Source organism: Rhodomicrobium udaipurense JA643 (assembly GCF_000636015.1).
GTDB lineage: Bacteria > Pseudomonadota > Alphaproteobacteria > Rhizobiales > Rhodomicrobiaceae > Rhodomicrobium > Rhodomicrobium udaipurense.
Map to the genome: position 1 here is coordinate 1 of NZ_JFZJ01000216.1, position 2,163 is coordinate 2,163.

1 protein-coding gene is annotated in these 2,163 nt (G+C 58.6%); it reads left to right on the forward strand.

Annotated elements, in window-relative coordinates; all coding sequences use genetic code 11:
* Positions 1 to 111: 111 nt before the first annotated feature.
* Entirely contained in the window at positions 112 to 2,118 is a 2,007-nt protein-coding gene (locus tag T281_RS18045) for an acyltransferase family protein (protein ID WP_155955328.1), read from the forward strand.
* Positions 2,119 to 2,163: the final 45 nt, after the last annotated feature.

Genomic DNA, 2,163 nt, shown 5'->3' on the forward strand with positions numbered 1-2,163 from the left:
CCTTCGAGGCTGATCGTTACTGAGATAAATTAAGTAAAGTTCTTGCCGAGTGTGAAAGGCGTAGCGCAAAATTTGCGGCGATCTTAATCGCGATTGCCAGAGGTGGCAAATATGAAGTACCGCACTGAAATCGACGGACTGAGGGCGGTGGCCGTATTGCCCGTCATCCTCTCTCACGCTGGCATTGCTGGAGTTTCCGGCGGTTTTGTAGGGGTAGACATTTTCTTTGTGATCAGCGGTTATCTGATCACTACAATCCTGCTCGCCGATCTTGCGGCGGGGCGCTTTTCGATGGCGAAGTTCTATGAACGGCGGGCCCGGCGTATCCTTCCTGCACTATTCGTAGTGATGCTGGCCTGTGTTCCGTTCGCTTGGGCCTGGATGCTGCCCGAGGAACTTGTCGCTTTCGGCAATAGCCTTATCGCCACAGCCTTATTCGGCTCCAACATATTGTTCTGGCGGGAAGCTGGCTATTTCAGCGCGGCGGCCGAACTGAAACCTCTACTGCATACTTGGTCCTTGGCGATCGAGGAACAGTATTACCTGATTTTTCCAGGAATGCTGGCGCTGCTATGGCGCCGGCACCGGGCACTGTTGTTGCCGGCGCTGCTAGTCGTCAGCATGACCGGCTTGATAGTCGCCGAATGGAGAACCCATCATGCGGCGAATTTCTATCTACTGCCCTCGCGGGTGTGGGAACTTTTGATTGGCGCAATAGTTGCTCACTACCACAGCCGAGTCGGTACAACGGAAAGGCGCAACTTGGCGGAACTGGCAGGCTTTGTCGGGCTAGCGCTAATCGCTTACGGCGTGCTGAGCTTCGACGCGATGACGCCGATGCCCAGCCTGTGGACGCTGATCCCGGTGGTCGGGGCCGCTCTGGTGCTGGGCTTTGCGCGGCAGGGGACACTAGCAGCCCGGCTACTTTGCTGGCGGCCGCTGGTCGCCATCGGACTGATCAGTTACAGCGCCTATCTTTGGCATCAGCCACTCCTGGCATTTGCCCGCATCCGTAACATATCGCCACCGGAGGGACTGCTGCTTGCTGTGCTGCTGCTGGCGACCTTTGTTTTGGCTTGGCTCAGCTGGCGTTTTGTCGAACAGCCCTTCCGCAAAGCAGCTCCATCTTCACCCGGTGGGCGCCGCATCGTGCTTGCCACACTGGCCTGCATTAGCACGACCTGTCTGATAGGCGCTGTTCTTGTGGACGGTAGCGGCTTCTCCGGGCGCAAGGCCCCTGGGGGACAAACATTCGCTAGTGCTCTCGATCTGGACCCGCTGGCACCGAATTACGGGCTGCATCCGGATTGCGACGCAGGCCGCTTCACCACTGCTCCAGCCTGTCGGCTGTCAGAGCAGCCTGAACTTGCGCTCTGGGGCGACAGCTTTGCAATGCATTTGGCGCAGGCCCTTCGGGACAGCCCTTCAGCCCGCCCCTTCGCCCAACTGACGCTCAGCCAATGCGGCCCGATTCCCGATCTTGCACTGAATGGATCTGTGACCAGTTGGCAAAGCTGTATTGACTTCAACGATGCTGCACTTGCCTGGATCCTCGCCCATGAAACGGTGAAAACCGTGGCTATCAGCTCAACCTTCGAGCAGGGCGGTGGGAATCTATTTACCCGCGATGGTTCTTCCATCACCGATGCCAACGCTCGTCAGGCGGCCCTGGCTGCTCGGATCGACGCATTGGCGGCGCAGCTAGCGGCGGCGGGCAAGCAGCTGGTCATCGTCTCGCCGCCGCCACGGACCGGACACGACCTCGGGTTGTGCCATATACGAACCCGGCTGATGAGCAGAACCACAGCATCCTGCGATTTTCCGCAAGCCAACTATTACAGGTTCAGCGCTCTACCGCGTAATCTGCTCCGCGCAGTGGAGGGTGTTATTCCGGTTATCTGGCTGCACGACTTGCTCTGTAGCGCCGGAGTCTGCCGTACCACCGTGCAGGGCGTTCCGGCCTACCGTGACCATGGTCATTTGTCTGTTGCGGGTTCCAGCGCGCTCGGCCAATCGCACGACCTTGCCGCCATGGTCATCGAGGCCTCCCATGGAAGGGTCGTAGGTTCAACGGATCCAGTCATGGCCAAAACTGCATTCAAAGCTATGTCCAACTGAAGGAGCTTGAATTGATCCCCTTCCTCGACCTCGGCGCCGCCTATC

Bases quoted from the DNA above. Each gene is read 5' to 3' on its own strand.
- T281_RS18045 (WP_155955328.1), top strand. From the start codon at position 112: ATGAAGTACCGCACTGAAATCGACGGACTGAGGGCGGTGGCCGTATTG.